This is a genomic window from Belnapia sp., assembly GCF_059504005.1.
This window is the reverse complement of the sequence record NZ_JCACHU010000036.1, coordinates 1-26,327: the sequence shown is the minus strand read 5'-3', so window position 1 is coordinate 26,327 and position 26,327 is coordinate 1. Positions and strand designations below refer to the sequence as shown.

The 26,327-nt window shown below is 68.4% G+C and carries 20 protein-coding genes and 1 pseudogene; 20 read left to right on the top strand and 1 reads right to left on the bottom strand.

What is annotated here, in order from left to right; genetic code table 11:
• The first annotated feature begins 365 nt into the window (after positions 1–365).
• The 5 genes from AC5JJ1_RS05540 to AC5JJ1_RS05520 all read left to right on the top strand — a co-directional run bounded on the left by AC5JJ1_RS05540 (position 366) and on the right by AC5JJ1_RS05520 (position 5,421).
• Positions 366–971 (top strand): TetR/AcrR family transcriptional regulator, encoded by a 606-nt coding sequence (locus AC5JJ1_RS05540; RefSeq protein ID WP_495784117.1) that lies wholly within the window; start codon positions 366–368, stop codon positions 969–971.
• 566 nt (positions 972–1,537) lie between these two features.
• Positions 1,538–2,755: a cytochrome P450 gene (locus AC5JJ1_RS05535; RefSeq protein ID WP_495784116.1), complete on the top strand. Its 1,218-nt coding sequence runs from the start codon at positions 1,538–1,540 to the stop codon at positions 2,753–2,755.
• Positions 2,752–3,675, top strand: a complete 924-nt coding sequence (locus AC5JJ1_RS05530) for a ketopantoate reductase family protein (RefSeq protein WP_495784115.1) — start codon at positions 2,752–2,754, stop codon at positions 3,673–3,675. Before AC5JJ1_RS05535 ends, AC5JJ1_RS05530 begins: the two co-directional genes overlap by 4 nt.
• Positions 3,672–4,445 carry a class II aldolase/adducin family protein gene (locus AC5JJ1_RS05525; RefSeq protein WP_495784114.1) on the top strand — a complete coding sequence of 258 codons (774 nt, stop codon included), beginning with the start codon at positions 3,672–3,674 and terminating at the stop codon, positions 4,443–4,445. Before AC5JJ1_RS05530 ends, AC5JJ1_RS05525 begins: the two co-directional genes overlap by 4 nt.
• 10 nt (positions 4,446–4,455) lie before the next feature.
• Complete coding sequence (locus AC5JJ1_RS05520) at positions 4,456–5,421, top strand: Bug family tripartite tricarboxylate transporter substrate binding protein (RefSeq protein WP_495784113.1); 966 nt, start codon at positions 4,456–4,458, stop codon at positions 5,419–5,421.
• On the opposite strand, the gene AC5JJ1_RS05515 is transcribed toward AC5JJ1_RS05520, so the two are convergent.
• A complete protein-coding gene (locus AC5JJ1_RS05515) occupies positions 5,408–6,667 on the bottom strand; it encodes an aminopeptidase (protein ID WP_495784129.1) in 1,260 nt (419 codons plus the stop codon). The genes AC5JJ1_RS05520 and AC5JJ1_RS05515 overlap by 14 nt on opposite strands.
• 68 nt (positions 6,668–6,735) lie before the next feature.
• On the opposite strand from AC5JJ1_RS05515, the gene AC5JJ1_RS05510 reads away from it, so the two are divergent.
• From AC5JJ1_RS05510 to AC5JJ1_RS05440, 15 genes and pseudogenes are all read left to right on the top strand, one after another.
• A complete protein-coding gene (locus tag AC5JJ1_RS05510) occupies positions 6,736–7,311 on the top strand; it encodes a DUF1349 domain-containing protein (protein ID WP_495784112.1) in 576 nt (191 codons plus the stop codon).
• A 161-nt stretch (positions 7,312–7,472) separates the two neighbouring features.
• Positions 7,473–8,747 (top strand): paraquat-inducible protein A, encoded by a 1,275-nt coding sequence (locus AC5JJ1_RS05505; RefSeq protein ID WP_495784111.1) that lies wholly within the window; start codon positions 7,473–7,475, stop codon positions 8,745–8,747.
• Positions 8,744–10,435: a PqiB family protein gene (locus AC5JJ1_RS05500; protein WP_495784110.1), complete on the top strand. Its 1,692-nt coding sequence runs from the start codon at positions 8,744–8,746 to the stop codon at positions 10,433–10,435. Before AC5JJ1_RS05505 ends, AC5JJ1_RS05500 begins: the two co-directional genes overlap by 4 nt.
• Entirely contained in the window at positions 10,432–10,989 is a 558-nt protein-coding gene (locus AC5JJ1_RS05495) for a PqiC family protein (RefSeq protein WP_495784109.1), read from the top strand. The genes AC5JJ1_RS05500 and AC5JJ1_RS05495 overlap by 4 nt, the downstream gene beginning before the upstream one ends.
• A gap of 83 nt (positions 10,990–11,072) precedes the next feature.
• Positions 11,073–11,918: an HlyD family secretion protein gene (locus tag AC5JJ1_RS05490; protein WP_495784108.1), complete on the top strand. Its 846-nt coding sequence runs from the start codon at positions 11,073–11,075 to the stop codon at positions 11,916–11,918.
• 33 nt (positions 11,919–11,951) lie between these two features.
• Positions 11,952–12,242 (top strand): hypothetical protein, encoded by a 291-nt coding sequence (locus AC5JJ1_RS05485; RefSeq protein ID WP_495784107.1) that lies wholly within the window; start codon positions 11,952–11,954, stop codon positions 12,240–12,242.
• Positions 12,239–13,474 carry a DHA2 family efflux MFS transporter permease subunit gene (locus tag AC5JJ1_RS05480; protein ID WP_495784106.1) on the top strand — a complete coding sequence of 412 codons (1,236 nt, stop codon included), beginning with the start codon at positions 12,239–12,241 and terminating at the stop codon, positions 13,472–13,474. Before AC5JJ1_RS05485 ends, AC5JJ1_RS05480 begins: the two co-directional genes overlap by 4 nt.
• Positions 13,443–14,297 (top strand): efflux transporter outer membrane subunit, encoded by an 855-nt coding sequence (locus tag AC5JJ1_RS05475; protein ID WP_495784105.1) that lies wholly within the window; start codon positions 13,443–13,445, stop codon positions 14,295–14,297. The genes AC5JJ1_RS05480 and AC5JJ1_RS05475 overlap by 32 nt, the downstream gene beginning before the upstream one ends.
• Positions 14,298–14,349: 52 nt before the next feature.
• Positions 14,350–14,502 (top strand): annotated as a pseudogene (locus AC5JJ1_RS05470) (IS630 family transposase); the annotation flags it as partial.
• Positions 14,503–14,537: 35 nt separating this feature from the next.
• On the top strand, positions 14,538–14,741 hold the full coding sequence (locus AC5JJ1_RS05465) for a helix-turn-helix domain-containing protein (RefSeq protein WP_495784104.1): 204 nt from the start codon (positions 14,538–14,540) through the stop codon (positions 14,739–14,741).
• Positions 14,742–14,801: 60 nt separating this feature from the next.
• Complete coding sequence (locus tag AC5JJ1_RS05460) at positions 14,802–15,314, top strand: IS630 family transposase (protein WP_495784103.1); 513 nt, start codon at positions 14,802–14,804, stop codon at positions 15,312–15,314.
• Between the two features lie 351 nt (positions 15,315–15,665).
• Positions 15,666–21,968, top strand: a complete 6,303-nt coding sequence (locus AC5JJ1_RS05455) for a HAMP domain-containing protein (protein WP_495784102.1) — start codon at positions 15,666–15,668, stop codon at positions 21,966–21,968.
• A 16-nt stretch (positions 21,969–21,984) separates the two neighbouring features.
• On the top strand, positions 21,985–24,474 hold the full coding sequence (locus AC5JJ1_RS05450) for a response regulator (protein WP_495784101.1): 2,490 nt from the start codon (positions 21,985–21,987) through the stop codon (positions 24,472–24,474).
• 586 nt (positions 24,475–25,060) lie between these two features.
• Entirely contained in the window at positions 25,061–25,657 is a 597-nt protein-coding gene (locus tag AC5JJ1_RS05445; RefSeq protein WP_495784100.1) for a hypothetical protein, read from the top strand.
• Between the two features lie 59 nt (positions 25,658–25,716).
• On the top strand, positions 25,717–26,327 hold a 611-nt coding region (locus AC5JJ1_RS05440; RefSeq protein WP_495784099.1), incomplete at its 3' end, for a hypothetical protein.

The window sequence follows — 26,327 nt, the reverse complement described above, 5'->3', positions numbered from 1 at the left end:
TCCCGCAGTGCGGGCCAGGAAAGGCGCCCCAAGGCTCCTGCCGGCCGTCGGAGGCGGCGGCGCTGAGGCGCGAGTCCATCCCATCCGCTTCCGCCGAACGGCCGCGACGGCAAGGCGTTGCACGGTCGCATGAACCTGGGCAGCCCTCATTCCACTCACCCGTGCTTCGGCCCGAACACCGGACACCGCGCCGCTCGCCGCCTTTACTTGAATTCCATCCTCGACGTCGGGTCGGTCGAGGCCGGGACCTCCGCGGATGCCGGGCACCCCCCCATATCGGCGACAGCGAGATCACGCATGTGCGGGACGACGGCCATCGACACCCTCATGATTGAAATCCGCAATTCGAGACAATAACGTATCGTATGGCTGACGATATGGCTAAGTCAAGGGTTACGGGACGTCCGCGTAGCGAAACCTCACGCGGAGCGATCCTGGATGCAACCTTCCGCCACCTCGTTGAGCGGGGCTACGACGCCCTTGCCATGGAGGCGGTCGCCAAGGCGGCAGGCACCGGCAAGACCACGATCTATCGGTGGTGGCGCTCGCGGGCCGAGCTGGCGGTGGACGCCTTCTTCCATGCGACCGAAGCCGAGTTGGGGTTCCCGGCAACCGGCTCCGCCAAGGGCGACTTCCGGGCGCAGATCCTTGAGCTCGCGGCGTTGCTGCGCGGCGAGCGGGGACGGGCGCTGGCGGCCATGCTCGGTGGCGCACGTAACGACCCGGAGCTGGCGCGTGCGCTCGGCGAGAAATGGCTTGAGCCGCGACGCCAGTGGGGGTTCCAGCGAATGAACCGCGCAAAGGCGGAGGGTGAGCTGCGCCCTCATGTCGAGCCGGAGACTGCGTTGTCGCTTCTGTATGGCCCGCTCTATGCGCCGCTACTCTTCGGCGGCGAGGTTCCATTGGCCAGTGCGGTCGAGGCCTACCTCAACCTTGCCAGCATCGGCATTTTCGCTGACGGGTCGGCCTGAATCTCGATCGGGCCATCCCCGCTCCCGGTGAGAGATGGGTGTCGAGGCGCTGCCGCTGCCGATCCTTGAGGTCTTCGGCGCGAGGCCAATGAAATCCCGGCGCATCAGAGGTTGCCAACGGCCGCAGCGTCACCGCCCGGCCTGCCGGGAACAGCGCGGCGGGGCTTGCCGGACATGCCGCCCAGTCCAACGAGAGTGCAGGAAACCTGCGAACCATCCCGCAACATTGGCCCGCGACGGAGACCGCCCTCCCTGGCTGACTTCTCCGACCTGGCATGGCGGGCATGAAGCAGGAATGGGTCGACAGGTTCGGGGCGAAGGCGACGCCTGCAGCTACAGGCTCTGCCCCGCCGACCCCGGCCGCCAGTGACGACGGACCGGAGGGGCCGTGCCGGGCCGCCGGGAGCGTCGTCCCCGGCACCCGTGCGGAAGCGGCCGTCTGCCGGCACGAAGCCCCATGGCCCCTCCCGACCGCCGCCCCGACCCCCTAACACCTGGTGACGGCAGCCGCCACCGCTCAGGCCATGACTACAGACAGTCGGGCCGGATCGGCACTAGGCTCGCGCATGTTCGCCGATCCTGTCCTGGCGGAGAGATTCGATCTCAGCCGCCTCGCCCCTGGCTTCTATGCCGACCCCTTCCCGGTCTACCGGGCGCTGCGGGAGCACCAGCCGGTGAAGCGGCTGGCGGATGGCTCGCTCTTCCTTACGCGCTGGGGGGATCTCGACCGGATCTACCGGGATACGAAGACCTTCTCCTCCGACAAGCATGAGGAGTTCCGGCCGAAATACGGGGCGAGCCCGCTCTACGAGCACCACACGACGAGCCTCGTCTTCAACGACCCGCCGCTGCACACGCGCGTCAGGCGGCTGATCGCGGGCGCGCTGATGCCGCGGGCGATCGCCGCGTTGGAGCCGGGGCTGCAGGCGCTGGTCGGGCGGCTGCTGGACGCCATCGCCGAGCGGGGCGAGGCCGATGTCATCGAGGATTTCGCCGCCGCCATCCCGATCGAGGTGATCGGCAACCTGCTCGGCGTGCCGGTCGAGGAGCGGGGGCCGCTGCGGGGCTGGTCGCTCGCCATCCTCGGCGCGCTGGAGCCGGTGGTGACGGCGGAGGCGGCCGCGCGGGGGAATGCCGCGGTCAGCGAGTTCCTCGACTACCTGCGCGGCCTGGTCGCGCGGCGGCGGGCGCGGCCGGGGGATGCCGCGACGGATGTGCTGACACGGTTGATTGAGGGCGAGGCGGATGGCGAGCGGCTGACCGAACCGGAGCTGCTGCACAACTGTATCTTCCTGCTGAATGCCGGACACGAGACGACGACCAACCTCATCGGCAACGGGCTGGAGCTGCTGATGCGCTTCCCCAGGGAGCGGGCGCGGCTGCTGGCGGAGCCGGGGCTCATCACGACCGCCGTCGAGGAATTCCTGCGCTACGAGAGCTCGAACCAGCTCGGCAACCGGCGGTCGGTCGCCGAGACGGAGATCGGCGGCGTCGCGGTGGCGGCGGGGACGCTGATCAACCTCTGCATCGGCGCGGCGAACCGGGACCCGGCGCGGTTCGAGCATCCTGACCGGCTGGATGTGGGGCGGCAGCCGAACCGGCACCTCGCCTTCGCCGGCGGGCCGCATATGTGCGCGGGGATGACGCTCGCGCGGGTGGAGGGGCGGATCGCCATCGATGCCTTCCTCCGCCGCTTCCCGGACTATGCGCCGGCGGGGGAGCCGGTGCGGGGCGGACGGGCGCGGTTCCGGGGCTTCCTCGCGCTGCCGGTGCGGGTCCGGTGATCCGGGTCCTGGTGCAGGGCGCTGGCGCGGTTGGCGGGCTGATCGGCGCGCGGCTGGCGCTGGCCGGGTCGGAGGTCGCCTTCGTCGGGCGCGGGCGGCAGCTCGCGGCGATGCGGGAGGGCGGGCTGCGAATCGCCGGGCCGCGCGGCGCGGCGGTGCTGGAGCGCCCGCTCGCCCTCGCCAGCGCGGCGGAGCTGCCCTGGGTGCCGGAGGTCTGCTTCCTCGCGGTGAAGACCTATGACGTCGCGGGCGCGGCGGCCGACCTGGCGCCGGTGGCGGCGCGGGGTGTGACGATCGTCACCCTACAGAACGGCATCGGCGGCGCAGCGCCGGTGCTGGCCGCCCTGCCCGGAGAGGTGCGGGTGGTGGCCGGGCTCGCCTTCGTCTCGGCGGTGGTCGAGCGGCCGGGCTGCATCCGCTATACCTCGGCCATGTCTGCGGTGGTTGCGGCGCCGCTGCCGGAGGGCATCGAGGCGCGGCTGGTCGCGGCCATGGCGGCGGCGGGGATGGAGCTGCGGGTCGAGCCCGACATCCGCCGGGCGCTGTGGCGGAAATTCCTCGCACTCGCCACCAATGCGGCGCTGACCGCGCTGGCCCGTGCGCCGGCCGGCATCGTCTACCAAGACCCCGACCTGCTGGCGCTGGCGGCGCGGGCGATCGCCGAGGTCGGGCAGGTGGCGCGGGCCGAAGGCGTCGCCATCGGCGCCGCGGATGAGGCGGAGGCGCTGGCGCTGCTGTGCTCCTTCCCGCCCGGGATGTATGCCTCGATGTACCATGACCTCGCCGCCGGCCGCCGGCTGGAGGTAGCCTGGCTCTCGGGCGAGGTGGCCCGGCTGGCGGCGCGGCACGGGATCGACGTGCCGGTGCATGCGACCGCCTGGGCCTGCCTGAAGCCCCATGCCGAGGGAGAACGACCATGAGCCCCGATGCCCTGACCGACCGCGCGCCCGCCGGCATCGATGCCGCCGAATGGGCGGCGCGGGTGGAGCTGGCCGCCTGCTACCGGCTGTTCGGCCGGCTCGGCTGGCACGAGATGATCTACAACCACATCACGCTGCGGGTGCCGGGCACCGGGGACCAGTTCCTCATCAACCCCTTCGGGCTGATGTACCGGGAGGTGACGGCCTCCAACCTAGTGCGGATCGATACCGAGGGGCGGGTGCTGGACGGCTCCGCCCATGGGGTTAATCCGGCGGGGTTCATCGTGCATCGCTCAGTGCACGTGGCGCGTGCCGATGCGCATTGCGTGATGCACACCCACACGACTGCGGGCCTTGCCGTCGCCTGCCAGGAGGAGGGGCTGCTGCCGATCTCCTTCCCCGCCGTCTTCTACACCGACCGGCTCGCCTATCATGAGTTCGAGGGGATCACGCTGGAGCGGGAGGAATGCGCCCGGCTGGCGGAGAGCCTCGGCAGCTGCAATGCGATGATCCTCCGGAACCACGGGCTGCTGACCTGCGGGCCGAGCGTCGCCGATGCCTTCGCCGAGCTGTACCACCTGCAGCGGGCCTGCGAGGTGCAGGTGGCGGCGCTGGCCGGCGGGCGGCCGATCCGCACGCCGCCGGTGGAGGTTGCGCGGCGCGCCGCGGCGCAGTTCGATGCGACGGCGCGGCATGGCGAGCAGAACGCGCTGCTCTTCGCCGCCATGCTGCGCTGGATGGACGAGGCGGAGCCGGGGTTCCGCGCCTGAGGGGAAACGCATGACCGAGATCACCCGCCGTGCCGCGCTATCGGCCGGCCTTGTCACCATGGCCGCCCCGGCGCCCGCCGCCTTCCCCGACCGGCCGGTGCGCTGGCTGGTCGGCTACCCGCCCGGGGGCGGGACGGATGTGCTGGCGCGGCTGGTCGGGCAGAGCATGGGGGCGCGGCTCGGCGTGCCGGTGGTCATCGAGAACCGGCCGGGGGCGGCGACCAACATCGCCGCCGAGGCCGCGGCCAATGCCCCGCCGGACGGCACCACCGTCTTCACCGCAGGGAACGAGACGCTGGTCTTCAACCCGGCGCTCTACAAGCGGCTGCCCTTCGATGCGGATAGCGGGCTCAGGCCGCTCGGGCTGATGGCGCGCTTCCACCTGGTGCTCTGCACGAAGACGGAGGGCGGGCCGGCGACGCCCGACGCCTTCGTCGCGGCGGCGAAGGCCCGGACGATCGACTATGCCTCGCCGGGGATCGGCTCGCCGCATCACCTGGCGATGGAGCGGCTGGCGCGGGACCTCGGGATCAGGCTGAACCACGTGCCCTATCGCGGCCTGGCGCCGGCGATGACCGACCTGATGAACGGCACGGTGGAGGCGGCGGTGCTCGACATGGCGGCGGGGGCGGAGGTGATCCGCAGTCGCAAGGTGCAGCCGCTGGCGCTGCTCTCCGCGGCGCGGCTCCCGGGGCTGCCGGACCTGCCGACGGCGCGGGAGGCCTATGGGCTGGCGGGCTTCGAGGCCTATGCGTGGCAGGGGCTGACGGCGCCGGGGCGGACGCCGGACGACGTCGCCGCGCGGCTCTCCCGCGACCTCGCCGCCAGCATCGCCGAGCCGGCGGTGCAGGCGCGGATGCGGGAGATCGGCCTCGACCCGCTGGTGGGCGGGCCGGAGGAGCAGCGGGCGATGATCGCGGCGGAGCGGGCGATCTATTGGCCGCTGATCAAGGGGCTGGGGCTCAGCCTGGATTGACCCATTCGCCCCCGCGCATCAGCGGCTCCGCATTTCCGGCAGCATCGATGCCGTCCACATTGGTCTCGGCCGAGCCGATCATCCAGTCGACATGGATCAGGCTGCTGTTCGCCCCGGCCGCTTCCAGCGCCGCCTTGTCGAGGTTCTGGTCGGTGAAGCACTTCGAATAGGCCTGGCCGAGGGCGATGTGGCTCGCGGCATTCTCGTCGAAGAGGGTGTTGTAGAAGAGCAGCCCGCTCTGCGAGATGGGGTTGGAGTTGGGGACGAGGGCCACCTCGCCAAGCATGCGGGCGCCCTCGTCCGTGCCGATCATGCGCTCGAGCACGGCCTGGCCGGTGCTCGCATGCGCCTTGGTGATGCGGCCGGCCTCGAAGCGGACGCGGATCTCCTGGATCAGCGTGCCCTGGTAGGAGAGCGGCTTGGTGGCGGCGACCACGCCCTCTGTCATCGCCCGGTGCGGGGTGGTAAAGACCTCCTCGGTCGGGATGTTCGGGTTGCCGGTGATGCCGTTCTTCGCGGTCGAGAGGCCGCCCATCCAGGCATGGCCGTCGGCGAGGCCGACCTTGAGGTCGGTCCCCGGGCCGCGGAAGCGGAGCGCGGCGTAGCGGCGCTCGTTCAGGATGCGGCGCTTGGCCATCAGCCTCGCATTGTGCTCGGACCAGGCGGCGACGGGGTCCGGCGCGTCGGCGCGGGAAGCGGCGAAGATCGCGTCCCAGAGGCGGGCAAGGGCAGCCTCCTCCGGCAGGTCGGGGAAGACGGTGGTGGCCCAGGCCGGCGTCGCGCTCGCCACCAGGGTCCAGTTGATCGCCGTCGCGGTGATCAGTTCCAGCGCCGGGCGATAGGCGATGGAGCGGGCGCGGTTGGCCCGCGCCACCTTGGCCGGGTCCTCGGCGGCGAGGAGGGAGGGGTTGTCGCCGACGATCGCCAGGCGGGCAGCGCCGTTGCGGAAGGCGGAGGCCATGCCCTCGAAGAGCCAGCCGGGGGCGACGTCGAAGGCCTCGTCCGGGGCGTGGCGGTAGCGGGCGAGGGCCATCTCGTCGTCGCCGAGCAGGCAGGTGACGAGCGAGGCGCCGGCCTTGTAGGCCAGCTCGGTGATGCGGCGGGCGAGCGGCAGGGCCTCGGCCGGGGCGGTCATCACCAGCTCCTGCCCCGGGGCGAGGTTGAGGCCGACGCGCACCGCGAGCGCCGCCAGCCGGTCCAGGCGCTCCGCATGGGTGAGGGAGGAGGCGGGCTGGTGCGTATCCATCGTGATGATGATCCTGAGCGAGGGGGCGACTATCCCCATCGCCGGGACGAGCGGCAAGGGGAGGTCCCATGTTGGAGCGCGGCACCTGGCTGAACGAGCCGGCTGAATGGGGGTTCGAGGCGGATGGCCTCCGCGTCGCCACCGATCATGGGACGGATTTCTGGCGGGAGACGCATTACGGCTTCACCCGGGACAGCGGCCACTTCCTCGGCCTTCCCGCCACGGGGGACTTCACCGCCGAGCTTCGCGTGCGGGCCGAATATCGGGCGCTCTACGACCAGGCGGGGATCATGCTGCGGCTCGACGAGCGGCATTGGCTGAAGGCGGGGATCGAGTTCTCCGACGGGCAGGCCATGCTGGGCAGCGTGCTGACCCTGGGCCAGTCCGACTGGGCGACGGGGCCCTACGCCGGCGACGCAGGCGACCTCCGCCTGCGCCTTACCGTGGCGGCGGGGGTGCTGCGGCTGCAGGCCTCGGCGGATGGCCGGCGCTGGGTGCTGGTGCGGCTCGCGCCCTTTCCCCCGGCGGCCTCCTATCTCGTCGGGCCGATGTGCTGCACGCCGGAGCGGGCCGGGCTCGAGGTGCGCTTCACGGAGTTCCGGCTCGGCCCACCGCTCGGCCGCGCGCTGCACGACCTGTCCTAGTGACGTCCGGCCGCATATGGTAACCAAAAGGTTCAAGCCGCGGCATCGTCGCAACTCCTGCGAAGCCGAACCGTTCGCCTGCCGATCCTCCTGCCCAGGCTGCCGACCATGCGCCTCCGACCCCGAACCAGGCCCATCCCCGCCCCGAGGCGGGCCGACCCTTGAATCGGGCACGCATCACCGGGGGACACGCCGCCGAACCGACGCCCCGGAGCCTCCGCGAATGCGGGGGGTGCGGCCACATGGTGCGGATCGGCCCGCTCTTCCGCCGGGAGGAGGCACGCTGCCCGCGCTGCGAGACGGTGCTGCGGCGGCATGCGGCGCCCTCGCTGGAGGTGCCGCTCGCCCTCTGCATTGCCGGGCTGGTGCTCTATGCGGTGACGATGACGATGCCCTTTCTCGGGCTGCAGCTGCTCGGGCAGCTGCGCTTCAGCCGTGTCGAGACGGGGGCCTTCGCCTTCCTGCAGGATGGCTATGGCATCCTCTCGGTGCTGGTACTGCTGACGCTGGTCGCGGTGCCTCTGATGCGGCTGCTGCTGCTGCTGACGGTGCTCCTCGGCCTTCGGCTGAAGGAAGCGCCGCCCTGGCTCTACAGGCCCTTCCGCTGGCATGAGCGGCTCGGCCAGTGGGCGATGCTGGAGGTCTTCCTCTTCGGTGTGCTCGTCTCCTACACGCGGCTCGCCGCCCTGGCGCAGGTGGAGATCGGGCCGGCGGCCTATGGGCTGGCGGCGCTGGCCCTCGCCCAGGTGGCGCTGCAGGCGCGGCTCGACGCCGACCGGGTCTGGGAGGCGCTGGAGGCGCGCGGTGCGGCCGCGGCGCCCGGCCGCCCGGCTCCCGAGGGCGGGGCGCTGATCGGCTGCGACTGTTGCCGGCTGGTGGCGCCGGCGCGGCCCGGCGACGGGTGCCTCCGCTGCGACGCGCCGCTGCATGCGCGCAAGCCGAACAGCGTGGCGCGAAGCTGGGCACTCATCCTCGCCGCCGTGGTGCTCTACATCCCGGCCAATGCCTATCCCGTGATGGACATCGTCACCTTCGGCCGGGGCGGCCCGCACACCATCCTCGGCGGGGCCTGGGAGTTCGTCGAGTCCGGGTTCTGGCCGCTGGCCCTCGTCGTCTTCCTCGCCAGCGTCGCGGTGCCGCTGCTGAAGCTGATCGGCCTCGTCATCATGCTGCTCGGCATCCATCGCCGCTCCGAGACCGGGCTGGTCGGCAAGACGCGGCTCTACCGCGTCGTCGAGGCGATCGGGCGCTGGTCGATGATCGATGTCTTCGTCGTCTCGGTGCTCATCGCGCTGGTGCGCTTCGGCAGCGTCGCCTCGATCGAGGCGGGCCTCGGTGTCGTCTGCTTCGCCGGCGTCGTGGTGCTGACCATCCTGGCGGCGGAGGCCTTCGACCCGCGGCTGATGTGGGACGCGGCGGCGGAGCGCAAGGCATGAGCGGGGCGCATGACGGCGCGGCCGAGGCGGAGCGCCGGCGCCGCCACCGCAGGGTCTCGCCGATCTGGCTGGTGCCGCTGGCCGCGATCCTGATCGCCGGCTTCCTCGGCTGGCGGACCTATTCCGAGCGCGGGCCGCTCATCACCGTCACCTTCCGCGATGCGGCGGGGCTGACGGCGGGGCAGACCCAGGTGCGCTACAAGGCGGTGCAGGTCGGCACGGTGGAGCGCATCGAGCTCTCGGGCGACCTGCAGCAGGTGCAGGTGCGCATCCGCATGACGCGGACGGTGGAGGACCGGCTGACCGAGGCGGCGCGCTTCTGGGTGGTGCGGCCCCGGCTGACGGCGGGCAACGTCTCCGGCCTCGAGACCATCGTCTCCGGCGCCTATATCGAATTCGACCCGGGCGGGGAGGGCAGTACCCAGCAGGAATTCACCGGGCTCGAGAACCCGCCCGGCGTGCGCTCGGACGAGCCGGGGCGCGTCTTCACCCTGCTGGCGCGCCGGGTCGGCTCGCTCGACCGCGGCTCGCCGGTCTTCTTCCGCGACGTGACGGTAGGCGAGATCCTCGACATCGACACGCCCGGGCTCGACGGCAATGTCAGCGTCCGCGCCTTCATCCGCGCGCCCTTCGACGGCTATTTGCGCGAGGGCTCGCGCTTCTGGAACATCTCGGGCGTCAGCATCGGCTTCGGCGGCGCGGGGGTGAAGGTGGAGCTGGAGAGCCTCAGGGCATTGCTGTCGGGCGGCGTCGCCTTCGACACGCCGCCCTCGCTGCGCGACCAGCCCCCGGCGCCGGATGCGACGCGCTTCGAGCTCTATGACGACCTCGATGCCGCGGTCTCCGCCACCACCAAGGACCGGCTGGTCTTCATGCTCTACTTCAGCGAATCCGTCCGTGGAATCGAGCCGGGGACGCCGGTCGAGATGCGCGGTCTCAGGATCGGCAGCGTGCTCGACCGCACGCTCGAATACGACCAGACGACGGATACCTTCCGCGTGCCGGTGCACATCGCCATCGAGCCGGACCGCATCTCCTACCCCTCGGGCCGGGCGGGGCGGACGCAGGACGATGTCGTCGCCTTCGCCCGCCGCATGGTCGCCAACGGGCTGCGCGGGCGGCTGCAGACGGTGAGCTACGTGACGGGCCAAGTGGTGATCGCCTTCGACTTCTTCCCCGACGCGCCGCCGGGAGAGGTGCTGCTCCAAGGCGAGGAGATCGTCATGCCGACCATGGGGGCGGACAGCGTGCTCTCGAGCGCTAGCGGACTGGCCGAGAAGCTGCAGCAGATCCCCTTCGACGAGATCGGGCGCAACCTGAACGGCATCCTCGGCTCGGTGAACGCGCTGACCGGGAGCCCGGAGCTGCGCGGGGCGGTGCAGGGGCTGGCCGGCGTGCTGGAGCAGGCGCAGGGACTGCTGCGCCGGGCGGATGAGGGGCTGGCGCCGCTGCTGCGGCGGTTGCCGGGGATTGCCAGCAGCCTCGACCAGGCGGTAGGGCGGGCGTCCAGCGCCATGGCCTCGATCGAGCGCGGCTATGGCGCGCAGAGCGAGATCAACCGCCAAGTCGCCCGGGTGCTCGGCCAGGCGAGCGACGCGGCACGCTCCGTCCGGCAGCTTGCCGACCTGCTCGACCGGCAGCCAGAGGCGCTGATTCGTGGCCGCACCGACCGTGGAGGCAGCCCATGACGTCCCGCCGGGCCCTGCTGGCCGGGTTGGCGCTGGCGGGCTGCGCCTCGCCCGAGCCGGAGCTCTACCGGCTGGTCGCGGTGCCCGGTGCGCCGCGGCCCGGGGCGCCGGTGTCGATCGAGCTGCGGCGGGTCGGCGTGCCGGCCTATCTGGACCGCTCGCAGATCATGCGGGCCCTGGCGGAGTCGCGGCTGCAGGCGCTCGGCGCGCGCTGGGCGGAACCCTTCGGCGACATGGTGACGCGGGTGCTGGCGGAGGACCTGATGCAGCGCCTTCCCGGCAGCACGGTGCTGACCGAGACGGGGGCTGTGCGCGGCGAGGCGGGCCTCATCCTCGAGGCCGAGGTCCAGCGCTTCGAGGCGGGGCCGGGGCCGCAGGTGGTGCTGCTCGGTCAGTTCGCCCTGCGGCCGCCGGGCGGGGCGACGCGGGCGGCGCGGGTGCAACGCATCGAGGTGCCGCTCGCCGGCGAGGGGATTCCGGCGCTCGTCGCGGCGATGAGCGCGGCGCTCGGACAGCTTGCGGATACGGTCGCGAGGCTGGCTGCGGCGCGCTGAGGGCCGCGCCCGCCTACTCTTGTTGCGTTGCAACTTGAAGCGTTCTCTCGGGCTGCAATGCGGGATGAGCGGGCGCCGAGCGCATGGATGACTTGCACCACATCGAGGGCAGCGGACGCGAGCGGCGCGGCCGCGCCCGGTCGGAGGAGCCGCGGCCGCGCGAGCGCGAGGCGGGCCCGCAGGAAAGCCGGCGCGATCCACCTGAGGACCCGCCGAAAAAGTCCGGCCGCCGGATGCCGCGCTGGCTGCTCATCCGCGGCAGCGCGCTGGCTGCGCTGCTGCTCCTGGCCGGTGGCGGCTGGTACTGGTGGCAAGCGCGGCAATGGGAATCGACCGACGACGCCTTCATCGAGGCGCATGTGACGCGCTTGGCCCCGCAGGTCGGCGGCCGCATCGCGCGGCTGCTGGTGGACAACAACCAGCGCGTCGAGGCCGGGCAACTGCTGGCGGAGATCGACCCGCGCGACCTCGACGTGGCGCTGGAGACGGCGCGGGCGCGGCTCAACAGCGCCATCGCCCAGGTCGCGCAGGCTGCGGCGGATGTGGCGCAGCGCCAGGCCTCGGTCGGCCAGGCGGATGCGAATGTCATCGTCACCGAGGCCGACCTCGAGAATGCCGAGACCAGCTTCCGCCGCTTCCGCAGCGTTGACCCGCGCGCGGTGACGCGGCAGCAGCGCGACGACGCCGAGGCGGCGAGCCGCGGCGCCCGCGCCCGGCTGGAGGCGATGCGCCAGGCCGCCGCCGCGGCGCGCGCCCAGGTGCAGTCCGCCGAGGCGCAGCGCCAGGCGGCCGAGGCGGCGCGGCGCGAGGCGGGGGCCTCCGTCCGCAATGCCGAGCTGCAGCGCTCCTACGCCAACATCATGGCCCCGGTGGCGGGGCGCGTCACCAACCGCAGCGTCGAGGTCGGCAACATGGTGACGGCCGTCTAGGCGCTCCTCGCCATCGTCGAGCCGGAGGTCTGGGTGACGGCCAATTTCAAGGAGACGCAGCTCAGCGAGATCCGGCCCGGCCAGCCCGTCGAGATCAAGGTCGATGCCTATCCGAACCCGATGCTGGACGGGCGCGTCGACAGCATCCAGCGCGGCACCGGCGCGCGCTTCCCCGTCCTGCCGGCGCAGAATGCCACGGGCAGCTATGTGAAGGTGACGCAGCGCGTGCCGGTGAAGCTGCGCATCGAGGACGCCCGGGCGCGCGGCATGCCGCTTTCGCCCGGCCTGTCGGTCGTGCCGAGCGTCCGGGTGAGGGAGGAGTGAGCGCCGCGCTGCCCCGCTCCGCGGCGGGAGACCGGTCGCCCTGGCTGATCGCCACCATCGTCTCGCTGGCGACCTTCATGGAGGTGCTGGACACCACCATCGCCAATGTCGCGCTCCGGCACATGGCGGGCGGCGTCGGCGCCAGCCAGGACGAGAGCACCTGGATCCTGACGATCTACCTGGTGACGAATGCCATCGTGCTGCCCGTCTCCGGCTATCTTGCCACGATCCTCGGGCGCAAGCGCTTCTACATGGGCTGCGTCGCGCTGTTCACCATTGCCTCGCTCGGCTGCGCGCTCTCGCCCAACCTGCCGATGCTGCTGCTGTTCCGCGCCTTGCAGGGCATCGGCGGCGGGCTGGCGGCGGCGGAGCAGTCGATCCTGGCCGACACCTTCCCACCGGAGAAGCGCGGACAAGCCTTCGCCCTCTACGGGCTGACGGTGGTGACGGCGCCGGCGATCGGCCTGGCGCTCGGCGGCTGGATCACCGACAGCTATTCCTGGCACTGGATCTTCCTGATCAACGTGCCGGTTGGCATGCTCTCGATCTTCCTCGTTTCCGTCTTCGTGCAGGAGCCGGAGGCGGTGCGCGAGGACCAGCGCAGCTTCCGCGCCGAGGGCGGGGGCATTGACTGGGTGAGCTTCGGCCTCGCCGCCCTCGCGCTCAGCAGCCTGCAGGTGGTGCTCGACCGGGCGGTGATCGACGACGGCTTCTGGTCGCCGCTGGTCACCTGGCTGACCGTTGCCTGCGTCCTCGGCTTCGCGCTGCTGATTCCGGGGGAGCGGCGGCAGCAGCAGCCGGCAGTGGATGTGCGGCTGTTCGGGCGCCGTTCCTTCCTCGCCGCCAGCCTCATCATGGTCCTCGTCGCCTTCAGCCTGTTCAGCACGACGCAGCTCCTGCCGCAGCTGACGCAGGAGCTGATGGGCTACGATGCGACGACGGCGGGCCTGACGCTCGCGGTCGGCGGCCTCGCCACCGTCTTCATCCTGCCGATCGCGGGCAGCCTCGTGGGGCCGGTGCAGCCGCGCTGGGTCATCCTCTGCGCCATGATCTGGTCGGGCTTCGCCCTGGCCTATGCGACGCGCCTCACGCTCGGGATGTCCTTCTGGGATGTCTCGACCATGCGCATCCTGCAGGTGGTGGCGCTGCCCTTCCTCTTCGTCCCATCTCGAGCTCCGCAGCCTGCAAGCGCGGCGCGAGGTGGCGCGGCAGAGCACGGGGCTGCAGCGTGACACCCTGGCGCCGACCCGCTCCCGCGCCGGGTCGGGCTTCGCCACCGGGGTCGACGTCGCCAATGCTGAAGCGCAGCTGGCGGGTACGAAGGCAATGCTGCCGCAGCTCGACGCGGAGGTGACGCAGGCGACGAACCGCCTCGCCAGGCTGCTCGGGCAGGAGCCGGGGGCGTTCCGCGAGCGGCTCGAGGCGCGGGCGCCGCAGCCGCCGGTGCCGGAGGTTGTGGCCGTCGGCCTGCCGATGGACACCATCCGCCGCCGGCCGGACATCACGGCGGCGGAGGCAGCGCTCGCCGCGCAGACGGCGCGCATCGGCGTCGCCACGGCGGAGCTCTACCCGACGCTCCGCATCACCGGGCAGATCGGGCTGCAATCGGGCAATACCGTGAACCTCTTCACCGCGGCGAGGCGCTTCTTCTCGATCGGGCCCTCGCTGGTGATCCCGCTCTTCGAGGGCGGGCGGCTGTGCGCGCAGATGCAGCTGGAGGAGGCGCGGCAGCAGACGGCGGCCGTCGCCTGGCGGCGCACCGTGCTCGACACGCTGCATGAGGTGGAGAATGCGCTCGCCGCCTATTACGGCGACCAGGGGCACCGGGCGGCGCTGCAGCGGCAGGCACGGGCGGCGCAGTCGGCGGCGGCGCTGGCGCGGCAGCGCTTCACCGCCGGGCTCGGCATCTTCCTCGAGGTGCTGGATGCGGAGCGAACGCGGCTCAACGCGCAGCTTGCCCTGGCCGAGAGCGCGGCGCTGGTCTCGACCCACCTCATCGCCGTCTACAAGGCGCTGGGCAGCGAGTGGGAGGCGCTGCCGCCGCCCGCCGGCTAATGTCCTGATCGCGAAGTCCCTACGATTTTGATGGTGGTCGTAGGGGCTGGCGATGGGCAAGGCGGCGGTGGCCATCGAACTAGCGGCGCCGGAGCGGCGGGAGTTGGAGTCGCTGGCGCGGGCTCACAAGACGGGCCAGGCGATGGCACGGCGGGCCCGGTTCGTGCTCGCCGCGGCGGCCGGTTTGGAGAACAAGGCGATCTGCACCGAGGTCGGAGCAGACGCGAACACGGTCTCCAAGTGGCGGCGCCGCTTCGCCGCTCCCGCCTCGATGGACTGCTTGATGAGCCAAGGCCCGGCACGCCGCGCAAGATCGGCGATGAGGCGATTGCCGAGACGATCCGCCTGACCCTGGAGACAACACCGCCCGGCGCGACCCACTGGTCGCTCCGCTCGATGGCCCGGGCGGTTGGCTATGCGCCGTCGACCATCCACCGCATCTAGCGCGCCTTCGGCCTGCAGCCGCACCGGAGCGAGACCTTCAAGCTTTCCACCGATCCATTGTTGGTCGAGAAGGTCCGCGACATCATCGGGCTCTATAGGAGCCCACCCGAGCGCACGCTGGTGCTCTGCGTGGATGAGAAGTCGCAGAGCCAGGCGCTCGACCGCACCCAGCCGCTGCTGCCGATGCGCCCTGGCCAGGCCGTGCGACGCACCCATGACGACACGCGGCACGGCACCACCTCGCTGTTCGCCGCCCTCGACATCGCCACTGGCGCCGTCATCGGGCGCTGCTACCCAAAGCACCGCTCCAGCGAGTTCCGCAGGTTCCTGCATCAGGTCGAAGCTGCCGTGGCCGCCGACCTCGATGTCCACCTAGTGATGGACGACTACGCCACCCACAAAACCAAGCCGGTCCGTGACTGGCTCGCCCAGCGGCCGCGCTGGCACGTCCACTTCACACCCACAGGCGCGTCCTGGATCAATCAGGTCGAGCGCTTCTTCGCCGAACTGACCGGGAAGCAGATCCGAGCTCGAGGCAGGATCTCAAGTCAGCCAAGTGCCCAAACTACCTGACCTCAAAGCTGGTTGCAGAATGCCTTACCTGCGGTTTATTTCCTGATCACACCGCTGTCATTGCAGCTGCTGCCCTACCTTTTTCGCGGTCGATTTTGGCAACGATAGGGTAAGGTCACCGGTACATTATGTGGCCGCAACTATCCGCTTTCCGGAAACCAATCGACGCCACGACGGTCGGACGTCGGGCCCTAACGGAGACCGTGGTGGCGTTACTGACTTCACCCTAAGTGCGAACGGCCTCGCGGACGAATTTGTAGGGAAACGCACCACCAATGTCGCATCGCCATGCCGCCCTCCTGGGCTTGCGCCCATGTACTCCCTCGCAATCCTACTTCGAAGATTTCAGCGATGTCATCTGAAGGCGCAATCCTCTCCGATGCGGGGCTTCATCCCATGGCGGCAGCCGTCATCGACGGAGACGGCATGCAGTACTCCGGCGAGCTGACTTCGCTGCTTGAGGCCCTCCAGGCGGTCCGTGCCGGAGACTTCTCCGTTCGCCTGCCCGGCAATCAGGTTGGGCTAGTGGGTAAGATCTCCGACACTTTCAACGAAATCATAGCTGGCAACCAGCGGATGGCGCAGCAACTCGAGCAGGTTGGCCATGTCGTCGGGCGCGAGGGCCGGACAAGCAAGCGCGTCCGCTTCGGCCTGGCTGATGGCGCCTGGGGCGAGATGGAAGCCTCAGTCAATACCTTGATCGACGACCTGCTCTGGCCGACCACGGCGGTGACGCAGGCGGTGGCCGCGGTCGCCAAGGGCGACCTGCTGCAGACCGTCCAGCTCGATGTGGCCGGCCGGCCGTTGCAGGGCGAATTTCTCCGCTCGGCTACCATCGTGAACACGATGATCAAGCAGTTGAGTGTCTTCACCTCCGAGGTGACCCGTGTCGCGCGTGAGGTGGGCACGGACGGTAAGCTTGGCGGGCAGGCGCAGATCCGCGAGGTCACCGGCGTCTGGAAGGACCTGACCGAGAGCGTCAACTCCATGGCGTCGAACCTCACCGCGCAGGTTCGGAACATCGCCGATGTCACAATCGCGGTTGCCAACGGCGACTTGTCAAAGAAGATCACGGTCGATGTCCGTGGTGAGATCCTCCAGCTCAAGGAGGCGATCAACACCATGGTCGACCAGCTGCGCTCCTTCGCATCAGAGGTGACGCGAGTGGCCCGCGAGGTCGGCACCGAGGGCAAGCTCGGCGGCCAGGCGTTGGTTCCCGGCGTTGCGGGAACCTGGAAGGATCTCACCGATTCGGTGAATGCCATGTGCGGCAACCTGACCGCCCAGGTCCGCAACATCGCGCAGGTAACTACCGCCGTCGCGCGCGGCGACCTCAGCCGCAAGATCACCGTTGATGTGCGGGGCGAGATCCTAGAGCTGAAGGACACCATCAACACGATGGTGGACCAGCTGAATGGCTTTGCCTCGGAGGTCACGCGCGTCGCACGCGAGGTGGGCACCGACGGGCGCCTCGGCGGCCAGGCGCAGGTGCCGGGCGTGGCGGGAACCTGGAAGGACCTCACCGACAGCGTCAACTCGATGGCGGGTAACTTGACAGCCCAGGTGCGCAACATCGCCGAGGTGGCTACTGCCATCGCGGGCGGCGACTTGTCGCGCAAGATCACCGTCAATGTCAGCGGCGAGATCCTACAGCTGAAGGAGACCATGAACACCATGGTCGACCAGCTGAACGCCTTCGCCGGCGAGGTGACGCGCGTGGCGCGCGAGGTCGGCACCGATGGGCGGCTCGGCGGCCAGGCCAATGTGCTCGGCGTAGCCGGCACCTGGAAAGACCTGACCGAGAGCGTCAACTCCATGGCGTCGAACCTCACCGCGCAGGTACGGAACATCGCTGAGGTCTCGACCGCGATCGCCAATGGCGACCTGTCAAAAAAGATCACCGTCGACGTCCGCGGCGAGATCCTGCAGCTGAAGGAGACGATCAACACCACGGTCGACCAGCTGAACGCCTTCGCCTCCGAGGTGACGCGCGTCGCGCGCGAGGTCGGCACCGAGGGCAAGCTGGGCGGCCAGGCCCAAGTGAAGGGCGTGGCCGGCACCTGGAAGGATCTCACCGACAGCGTCAACTCCATGGCGTCGAACCTGACCGGCCAAGTCCGCAACATTGCCGAGGTGGCGACGGCGGTCGCGCGCGGCGACCTGTCGAAGAAGATCACGGTCAACGTCAGCGGCGAGATCCTGCAGCTGAAGGAGACCATCAACACGATGGTTGACCAGCTGAACGCCTTCGCCGGCGAGGTGACGCGCGTGGCGCGCGAGGTCGGCACCGACGGACGACTCGGCGGGCAGGCACAGGTGCCAGGCGTAGCTGGCACCTGGAAGGATCTGACCGAGAGCGTCAACTCCATGGCGTCGAACCTGACCGGGCAGGTGCGCAACATCGCCGAGGTGGCGACCGCGATCGCCAACGGTGACCTGTCGCGCAAGATTACCGTCGATGTCCGTGGTGAGATCCTTCAGTTGAAGGAGACGCTGAACACCATGGTAGACCAGCTCAACCGCTTCGCCGGCGAGGTGACGCGCGTGGCGCGCGAGGTCGGGACTGAGGGGCGACTCGGCGGGCAGGCGAATGTGCCGGGCGTTGCGGGCACCTGGAAGGACTTAACCGACAACGTCAACTCCATGGCTGGCAACCTGACCGGACAGGTGCGCAACATCGCCGAGGTGACGACGGCGGTGGCGCGCGGTGATCTCGGGCGTAAGATCACCGTCGATGTGAAGGGCGAGATTCTCGAGCTTAAGAATACTATCAACACGATGGTCGACCAGCTCAATGCCTTTGCGGGCGAGGTGACGCGCGTGGCCCGCGAGGTCGGCACCGAGGGCAAGCTGGGTGGCCAAGCCGTGGTGCCTGGTGTCGCTGGTACCTGGAAGGACCTGACCGACAACGTCAACTTTATGGCGTCAAACCTCACCGGCCAGGTCCGCAACATCGCTGAGGTCTCGACCGCGATCGCCAACGGCGACCTGTCGAAGAAGATCACCGTCGATACTCGCGGCGAGATCCTGCAGCTGAAGGAGACCATTAACACAATGGTCGAGCAGCTGCGCTCTTTCGCAGGCGAGGTGACGCGCGTTGCACGTGAGGTCGGCACCGAGGGCCGGCTCGGCGGCCAGGCAGTGGTGCCGGGCGTCGCGGGCACTTGGAAGGACCTGACCGATAACGTCAACCTGCTGGCCGGCAACCTGACTACACAGGTTCGCAACATCGCCGAGGTGACGACAGCCGTCGCACGCGGCGACCTCAGCCGGAAGATCACTGTCGATGTACGCGGCGAGATCCTCGAGCTGAAGAACACCATCAACACGATGGTCGACCAGCTCAACGGCTTCGCCTCCGAGGTGACGCGCGTGGCGCGTGAGGTGGGCACGGAGGGCAAGCTCGGCGGCCAGGCGCAGGTGCCGGGCGTGGCCGGCACCTGGAAGGACCTGACCGACACCGTCAACGTCATGGCCTCCAACCTCACTGAGCAGGTGCGTGGCATCGTCAAGGTCGTCACTGCCGTGGCGGATGGCGACCTGAAGCAGAACCTCGCGGTGAACTCGAAGGGCGAGGTTGCGGCGCTGGCCGAGACCATCAACAACATGACCAATACGCTGGCGACCTTCGCCGATCAGGTGACGACCGTCGCCCGCGAGGTGGGCGTCGAGGGACGGCTCGGCGGCCAGGCGAACGTGCCAGGCGCTGCCGGCACCTGGAAGGACCTCACCGGCAACGTCAACCTGCTGGCGGCGAACCTGACGACGCAGGTGCGCGCCATCGCCGAGGTGGCGACGGCGGTGACCAAGGGCGACCTGACGCGCTCGATCCAGGTGGAGGCCCGCGGCGAGGTCGCGGAGCTGAAGGACAACATCAACACCATGATTGAGAACCTGCGGCAGACGACCGACAGGAACACTGAGCAGGACTGGCTGAAGACGAACCTTGCCCGCTTCACCAATATGCTACAGGGCCAGCGGGAGCTCTCGACCGTCGGCCGCATGCTGCTCTCCGAGCTGGCGCCACTAGTAGCCGCGCAGCAGGGCGTGATCTACCAGATAGAAGCCGATGCGGTGCCCGGGCTCAGCTTGCTCTCCGCCTATGCGGATGACGGCACCTCTGGCCATCCTCGGCGGCTTGAGATCGGCGAGGGGCTGGTCGGGCAGTGCGCAATCGATGCTCGGCGGAAGGTCATCACGGACGTCCCGGTTGACGCGGTTCCGATCACCTCGGGACTGCTGTCTGCGGTGCCGCGCAGCCTTGTCGTACTACCCGTACTATTCGAGGGTCAGGTGAAGGCGGTGATCGAGCTCGCCTCACTCGGCGCTTTCACTGATCTGCAGTTATCCTTCCTCGAGCAGCTGACCGCCAGCATTGGCATCGTACTGAACAGCATCGAGGCGACGATGCAGACGGAAGGCCTCCTTGTGCAGTCTCAGCAGCTCGCCGGCGAGCTCCAGACCCAACAGCGCGAGCTGCAGCAGACCAACGAGCAGTTGGAGCAGAAGGCGCAGCAGTTGGCGGAGCGCAACGTCGAAGTCGAGCGCAAGAACCAGGAGATCGAGCAGGCACGCCGCGCCCTGGAGGAGAAGGCGACGGAGCTGGCGCTGACCTCGAAATACAAGTCCGAATTTCTCGCCAACATGTCGCATGAGCTGCGAACGCCGCTGAACAGCATCCTTATCCTCGGTCAGCAGCTGGCCGAGAATGCCGATGGCAACCTGACCGTGCGGCAGGTGGAATTCGCGCGTACCATCCATGGCGCGGGCACCGATCTGCTGAATCTGATCAGCGATATCCTCGACCTGTCGAAGATCGAGTCCGGCACCGTTTCAGTGGATGCGGAGGAGATCTATTTCGGCAACCTGCTCGAGATGGTCGCGAGGCCCTTCCGCCACGAGGCCGAAAGCCGCGGCCTGATCTTCGATGTCAGGTTTGATTCAAGGCTTGGCCGCAGCATCATCACCGACTCCAAGCGGTTGCAGCAGGTGCTGAAGAACCTGCTGTCGAACGCCTTCAAGTTTACTGCTCAGGGCCAGGTCAGCCTGATGGTGTCCTCGGCGTCCGAGGGCTGGAGCCCGGATCACCCGGTGCTGCGCCACGCGCCAGCAGTGGTCGCTTTTCAGGTGTCAGACACCGGGATCGGTATCCCCGCCGAGAAGCAGCGCATCATCTTCGAGGCATTCCAGCAGGCGGATGCCAGCACCAGCCGCAAGTATGGCGGCACCGGGCTTGGGCTCGCAATCAGCCGCGAGCTGTCCAACCTGCTCGGCGGCGAGATCCAGCTGCACAGCACGCCAGGGGCGGGAAGCGTCTTTACGCTCTACCTGCCGCTGAAATATGCCGGGGCGCCGGTTGCCGCCCTGGTACCGCCGAACCCGGCCTCCTCGTTTATCCCGCATAACGGCCTCTCCTCGAGCTTGCTGCTAGAACGTCCGATGGAGGCGGTGCCTGATGACCGGAATTCGGTCGCGCCAGGCGACAGCGTGCTGCTCATCGTCGAGGACGACCCGCATTATGCGCGCGTCGTGGCCGACCTAGCGCGGGACCGCGGCTTCCGCGTCCTGGTTGCGTCGCGCGGCGCAGAGGCGCTGTCACTCGCCCGGGAACACCGCCCCGTTGCCATCTCCCTCGATGTCTTCCTACCCGACATGCTTGGCTGGACGGTACTGAGTCAGCTCAAGCAGGACCCCGAGACGCGTCACATTCCGGTGCAGATGGTTACGCTGGATGAAGACCGGCAGCATGGCCTGTCGCAGGGCGCCTTTTCCTTCCTCACCAAACCGACGACGACCGAGGGGCTGGAGGCCGCGCTGGAGCGGATCCAAGAATTCTCCCGGCCGCGGCGGAAGCGTTTGTTGGTGGTCGAGGACAATGCCGCCGAGCGCATGAGCGTGACAGAGCTGCTCGATCACGACGATATCGATATCGTCCCAGTCGAGACCGGCGCCGGCGCCTTGGACGAGCTACGCGAGCGGTCCGCCGATTGCGTGGTGCTCGACCTGCGACTGCCCGACATGTCGGGCTTCGAGGTGCTGGAGCGGATCCGTGACGACGAGACCTTGCGGGACATCCCAGTAGTCGTTTTCACCGGGCGGGAGCTTTCGGCGGAGGAGGATACCCGCCTCCACAGCATGGCGCGCAGTGTGGTTGTGAAGGGCGTCGAGTCGCCGGAGCGGCTGCTGGATGAGACGGCGCTTTTCCTGCATCGCGTGGTGGCCGACCTGCCGCCTGAGAAGCAGCGCATGCTCGAGCGGCTGCATAGCTCGGACGAGGACTTGCTCGGTCGCACTGTGCTCCTGGTAGACGACGACGCCCGGAACATCTTCGCCCTTAGCTCCGTGCTGGAGCGGCGCGGCATGCGGGTGCTGACCGCAACCAACGGCAACGATGCGATCGGCCTCATCGAATCGACGCCGGAGCTCGCCATCGTCCTGATGGACATCATGATGCCTGGCATGGACGGATACGAGACGATGCAGGTGGTTCGTGCGAACCCGACCTACCGCCGCTTGCCAATCATCGCGTTGACGGCCAAGGCCATGAAGGGTGACCGAGAAAAATGCCTTGAAGCCGGTGCCTCGGACTACCTTGCCAAGCCCGTCAACACCGAACAGCTGCTATCCTCGTTGCGGATGTGGCTGCATCGCTGACGCTGAGGCACGGCACATGCGCCAGGAACAAGCAGTCAACATCCTCCTCGTCGACGATCAACCGGCAAAGCTGCTTAGCTACGAGGTGGTGCTGCAGGAACTCGGGGAGAACCTTATCCGTGCCACCTCGGCGCGGGAGGCGTTCGAGCATCTCCTGAGGACTGAGGTGGCGGTCATCCTAATTGACGTCGTGATGCCAGACCTCGACGGGTTTGAGCTGGCCACCATGATCCGCAACCACCCGCGGTTCGAGCGCACGGCGATCATCTTCGTCTCGGCCGTACATATGACCGACCTCGACCGCCTGCGTGGCTACGAGGTCGGCGCAGTGGACTACCTGCCAGTCCCGGTAGTCCCCGACCTGCTGCGCGCCAAGGTTCGGCTATTCGTCGACCTCTTCCGCAAGACACAGCAACTTGAGCGGCTCAATATCGAGCTGGAGCGGCGGGTGGCGGAGCGCACGGCCGCGCTCGAGACTTCGACAGCACGTCTGCAGGAAAGCGAGCAGCGGCGTAGCCTGGCCCTTGCCGCAGGCCACATGGGATCCTGGGAATGGGACCTCACTAGCGATTCCCAGGTCTGGGACGAGGGGCAGCATCGCATTTTCGGCACCGACCCAGCCGGTTTTGCGCCTACGGGCTCGGCTATCCTGACCTTCGTCTACCAAGAGGATCGCGAGAGGCTTCGGGCTATCGTCGCGGAGGCCATTAGCGGCGGCTGCGCCTATGACGCCGAGTTCCGCATCGTGCAGGCCAATGGTGACGTCCGCTGGTGCGTCGTCGGAGCCGCGCCGACGCTGGACTGCACTGGTCGCCCGGTGCGGTTCAGCGGCGTCACCCACGACATCACGGAGCGCAAGAAGACCGAGACGGCCCTCCGCGCGAGTGAGGAGCGCTTGCGCATCGCCCAGGAGACGAGCGGCATCGGCATTTGGGACTGGGACCTGCTCAAGGACGATATCGTACATATCGGCGATATCTACCGGACTTGGGGCGTCAAACAGGATGTCGCGGAGCCGCCTTCGGCCACCTTCCAGCGCATCGTGCATCCCGACGACCGCGCCGCGGCCTGGAGCGAGATTCAGGCCGCGGTCCGTGGCGAGCGGCCCTACCAGGTTGAATTGCGTATCGTCGGCACCGACGGCACCGTGCGGTGGCTGGCTTGCCGGGCCGAGGTCATCCGGGACCGCGCCGGCCGGCCGATCCGGATCGTCGGCACCGACATCGACGTGACGGAACGTCGCCGCGCCGCCGATACGCTTGCCGAAGCCAATGTCGAGCTGGAGCGCCGCGTCGAAGAGCGCACCCGCGAGCGCGAGGCGGCGCTGGCGCAGGTGCACGAGATGCAAAAAATGGAGAGCCTGGGCAAGGTCACCGGCGGCGTCGCACACGACTTCAACAACCTGCTGATGGCGGTGCTCGGCAACCTGAGCCTATTGCGGAAGCGGCTTACCCCGGACCCGCGGACCACCAGGCTTATCGAGGGGGCAATCCAGGGTGCCGAGCGTGGGGCTGCGCTGACGAAGCGCATGCTGGCCTTCGCGCGGCGCCAGGAGTTGAAGCCGCAGGCGGTCGAGGCCGAGCGGCTGGTTCAGGGCATGACCGATCTGCTGAGGCAGTCGCTCGGCCCGGCCGTCGAGGTGGTCCTGGACTTCCCGCCCGGGCTGCCCCCGTTGCGGATCGACCCGAACCAGCTCGAGCTCGCGCTGCTTAACCTCGCCGTCAACGCAAGGGATGCGATGCCGATGGGTGGCCGGGTGACCATCGCGGCGCAGGAGGGAACCGCACCGGATTCAAGCCTCCAGCTTCCGCCCGGCGGTTATGTGTGCGTCTCGGTCGCGGACACTGGCACGGGTATGGACAAGGACACTGTGAAGCGTGCCACCGAGCCCTTCTTCACTACCAAGGAGGTAGGAAAGGGAACAGGGCTTGGACTCTCTATGGTTCATGGACTCGCCGCGCAGTCGGGTGGCGCCATGCGAATCGTCAGTCGCCTGGGCTTCGGGACTGTCATCGAGCTGTGGATTCCGGTCGCTGAGTCCGGCAGCAACGTTACGAGCTCCAACCGCCCCGAACCGGTGGAGACCGCCGCATCCAAGCCGGCACAGTCCTGCCGCATCCTCCTTGTGGATGATGACCCGCTCATCCGCGCTGGTACCCTCGACATGCTCGAGGACCTCGGGCATGCCGTTGTCGAGGCCGCCTCAGCCTCGCAGGCCTTCGATATCCTGTCCTCAAGCGGTAGCTTTGACCTTGTCGTGACGGACTTTGCCATGCCGGGCGCGACCGGTCTTGAGTTGGCGGAACGCATCGAAGCGGAATGGCCCGGCCTGCCGGTCCTCCTGGTAACAGGGTATGCCGACCTAGCGGAGTCCGACTTCGGAGGCCGTGCCCGATTGTCGAAGCCCTATGGACAGAACGAGCTCGCGCTTCAAATCGCCCGCCTCGTTACTATTCCACCTGAGTCCAACGTCATACCGATGCGATCAGCAAAGACGGGTGGATAAGCGCCTGCCTGGAAGCGGCCAGGACGAGAACGGACACGGCAGTGCCTCCGCTTGTTCGAAGGCATGTCACTCAGCGACGATCCGCCCAGGCTTGGAGCCGCGCCGGAGTGGATGAGCCACTGCCTGTTGATAACGGCCCGGCCGGGCTCGATCTTGCGCTGAGGCCGAACGCCCTTCCTGGGCAAGCGCCGCATGCCGGAATTTCTGAGTCACCTGACCTTAAAAGAATAACTGGCGTTACCCGCAGCGGCGTAGCGATGTTGTTGGTTAAGGCGCGATATGGAAGTTGGCCGAGAGCAAGTCTCGCATACTCCTAGCTATTCTGAGCGTCAGCGGCATGGTTGGTATTTGCCGTGTCTGGGCTGTTACCGAATGCGGATGTTTGCCTTGAATTATCAGCGTATCAGTGCGGCGTTAACATGGCGACACCTAAGCCCGTCCGCATGCGGGCACGGTGCTGGCAGAGGAGCTGCCCGGCTCTCAAGGCTAGAGATTTTTTCGGCCTCGGTGTCCGCCTGGGCCTTCCTTGCCAGCATGAGAAGGTATGCCCGCTACCACCGAGCGAGGCGGGGCAAGGGAGACCTGCATGGTCGAGGAGACGCCACAGCTTAGCGGCCTGCCCGATTTCAGGTTGTTCCCCTGGGATGACCTGTACCCACGTCTGCTCCTGGCGGCGCTGGGCAGGCTGAGCCCCAAAGTTTGGCGGGGCGAGCGCAAGGGGCCAATTCCTGGCGGCCGTACGGCCCACGACGCAGTTCAAACGGCGGTAGAAAAATTTCTTGGCGGCGAACGCCAATGGAACTGGGACAGATCCGCTTTCGAGAACCTCTGGGGCGCAGTTTCGAGCGAAATCAGCAATTGGGCAACTAGTGCCGAGAATCTAACGACCTCGCGGGCCGACGACGAAACGGTCGTCTTGCTGCAGAACTCCCAACCCACGCCTGAGGACGAAGTCCTGTGGCAGTCCGAGCGCGACCGGCTGCTGCTGCACCTCCATACTCGGGATTCCGAAGCAGGCCGGGTTGCGGAGTTCATGCTCCTCCAAGGCCTCAAAGGATCGGAGTTGGCCGGAGCGATGGATTTGGAGCAGCACAAAACAGACGCCATTAAGAAGCGCTTAAAGCGCCTAGTTGCCGCCTACCTGGAAGCCGAGGGTGAGGGCAGTCAAAGGGCTGCGGAATGACCACACCAATCTTAAGCCCGTCGGACAAAATCCTTGCGATGTTGGAGGACGATCCCCCCATGACAGAGCGCTACACGCCGACCGTGATTGGGGGGCTGGCGCTGGACGATGTGAGGTCACGGCTGCGCGAACTTGGTGTGGTCCACACAGTGCCTACTCGCTTTCGAGCACTTGTGCAGGATAGACGCGGGCTGGCGGCGCAACTGCTATCAATCTTGGAAAGGGAAAACGACACCGACCCGGCCGCAGTGGAGCGGCGGCCCTTGCTTGAGGTGTTTGCGGCCCTGGATCGGCTGGGTGCAAACTATTCGGCTGGGATGGAGCGGATCCGCGAGATCCTAAGCCCGGAGGCGATGGAGGCCCCCAAGGCATCAGCCGTGCTCCGGACCGAGCCGGACACGGTCAAGCGTGCGGAAGCCGTCCCGCTCGCGGACGCGACGGTGCTGCAGAACACTGACGCCGGCCCGAAGGCTGTGCGGCGTGAGATGGGTCGGTTCGTCGAGGAGCGACCGAAGGGACTAGCTGTCGAACGTTCCAGCGGCGCGAAACCCATCGCCGGCTCTCAGCGCACGATGGGACGTAGAGCAGGCAAAACCATGAGCGGCAGAAATATATTCGAGACGCGCGACGAGGTGGTCGAGGGTGTTCTCCTCGACACCATGACGGCGGC